Below are 2095 nucleotides of genomic sequence, written 5' to 3' on the forward strand. Positions count from 1 at the left end.
TATTTAATATTTAAACAGCCCTTTTTCTTATTGAACTAACGGGGCAGTTTAGTTGAACAAGGAATTATTTGAAACCTTGTTAATAAAATTAAAGTCTAAGTGGTTAGGGGGGAAATATAGATGAAAAAGACATTTGGTCTTATTTTTTTTATTGCGTTCGCTTTAGTGGGATGTGGATTAGAAACAAAAACACTTTCCCAATTCTATGAGAAAGACCTTGATGATGTAACTAAGATAGTGATAGTAGATGGGAGTACGGGATATAAAAAAACAGTCACAGAGAATGAGGTAATAAAGGAATTCTTAGGTGAAATAAAAGATATAAAGTTCATACCAGATGAGAATCAAGAAAAAAGAGAGGGTTGGCGTTATTCAATTACTCTTTTCCAAGATGACGAACAAACATTCAAGTTCGGACTGACAGAAGTAAATGAAAATTACTATTATACTGAACCAGATATTCATCCAATCGTTGAGGATTTTTATGAAAACCTTGATGTACAAGAGAAATAATTTCTTTATTTCCTTATTGAACTAACGGGTGCTTTCCTTCAAGAAGGATTAAAGCTTTTTACTGAACTATGGGAGAGAAGTAGATTAGAACAAGGAAAGGACAATAAATAATGATGTATCTTGATTACTTAGAATCTAATAAGAAAGAATTAGTCGCACAATTTAAAAGGCTTTTTTCAAAGTATAAAGTACAACCAGTTGGTAAGGGGTATATTGACTGTATAGTAATGAAGGATAATTTAGAAGAGTTTATTAAAGAAATAACAACTTTAGGGATAATGATTACTGATGTGTCTTGGTGGTGTTATGTAAATACAACTAATAATGAATCTAATGAATGTCCACACGGAATGGGAGGTCCTACTTCTATATATTTTGATGGTTGGTTTAGTGAGTTGCAGAATGACTTTTTTGAAGCAGATGGGGGAAAAGTAAATACAATTTTGGAATCATATGATAAGAACTCAATTTATTCTTTAAATACCCTAACAATTGATGGGATAAAAAATATGCTTAACAAGCCCTTCAAATATACTCCTAATGATTATATTGAAGGTAATAAGTGTGTAATACCTGGTTTATGGTTGCTTGTTCCAGATGATTGGGAGAGTTAGTGAATAAATTCGTTTCTTCAACTAACGGGGCAGGTTAGTTGAACAAGGTAAACCAAAAGGAGAATGAATTCAAATGAGTTTGACGAATTATTTAGGTTGTAATTTCACGCTTCCGATTAGCGATGAAGTAAGCGATGACTTAATTATTATAGGTAAAAACTTTTCGAGTAAATATGATAGAGAAGATGTTCGTAAACACATCACTACTAAATATATTTATGAAGTAGCTACTGCACACTGGGTAGGTTTTTCATTATACAAAGAGGATAAACAAAATTCACCTCACAATTACAAAAAAGAACAACAATATTTGAAAGCTTTACTTGAAATTCTGGATAGTCATCTTGAGCGAGGAGACTATTGTGAATTATATACTTGTTGTGTTGGTGAGGAATCAGAGGAAAGAAACAAGGAATTAGACCAAACAATCAATATTAGTATGTTTGATATGGATGACATTGAAATAGCCGAGAAAACTCTACTCACAATAAAAAAATAATTCTTCAACTAACGGGTGCTTTACTTCAATAAGGAGTAAAGCATTTTTTCATATTACAAAGAGACAGGATAGGGCATTTTGTTTTATTGATATGCCCTTAGAAATGGGCATACAATAACTGAACGAAAAAATTTCTTCGGACCTTTTGTGATGCGAACCGGTGATATATCAATAAATAATGAGGGAGCTTTGATTCTTGAAAAGAAATGTTGCCTTAGTGGGTACACTTGGTTGTATGTTATTAGGTGGAATATGGATTCATCACCATCAAGAAATTGTAGTTGCTTCAACTGTTAAATCTGAGAAAGAACAATCGGATGAGGTTCTGATCCAGAATACCCGGATGTTATCAAAACAAATAACAACTCAACTAAAGAAGGAACAAATTTTAGATATAGCAGGAATCAGTATAAATCACCAAAGTAAAGACATTGGTGTACGGGTAAATGGTACCCCACAGTATCTGAAT

Annotated in this window: 4 protein-coding genes; all 4 read left to right on the forward strand. The window is 32.4% G+C overall.

Annotation, left to right across the window (positions count from 1 at the left end; all coding sequences use genetic code 11):
• The first annotated feature begins 120 nt into the window (after positions 1-120).
• Positions 121-513: a hypothetical protein gene (locus tag AC1DOS_RS19675; RefSeq protein WP_477538842.1), complete on the forward strand. Its 393-nt coding sequence runs from the start codon at positions 121-123 to the stop codon at positions 511-513.
• Positions 514-623: 110 nt separating this feature from the next.
• Positions 624-1127: a hypothetical protein gene (locus AC1DOS_RS19680; RefSeq protein WP_477538843.1), complete on the forward strand. Its 504-nt coding sequence runs from the start codon at positions 624-626 to the stop codon at positions 1125-1127.
• 73 nt (positions 1128-1200) lie between these two features.
• Complete coding sequence (locus tag AC1DOS_RS19685; protein WP_477538844.1) at positions 1201-1626, forward strand: hypothetical protein; 426 nt, start codon at positions 1201-1203, stop codon at positions 1624-1626.
• Between the two features lie 196 nt (positions 1627-1822).
• A partial coding sequence (locus AC1DOS_RS19690; RefSeq protein WP_477538845.1) for a hypothetical protein occupies positions 1823-2095 on the forward strand: 273 nt, incomplete at its 3' end.

Source organism: Paenisporosarcina sp. P5_A11 (genome assembly GCF_056400705.1).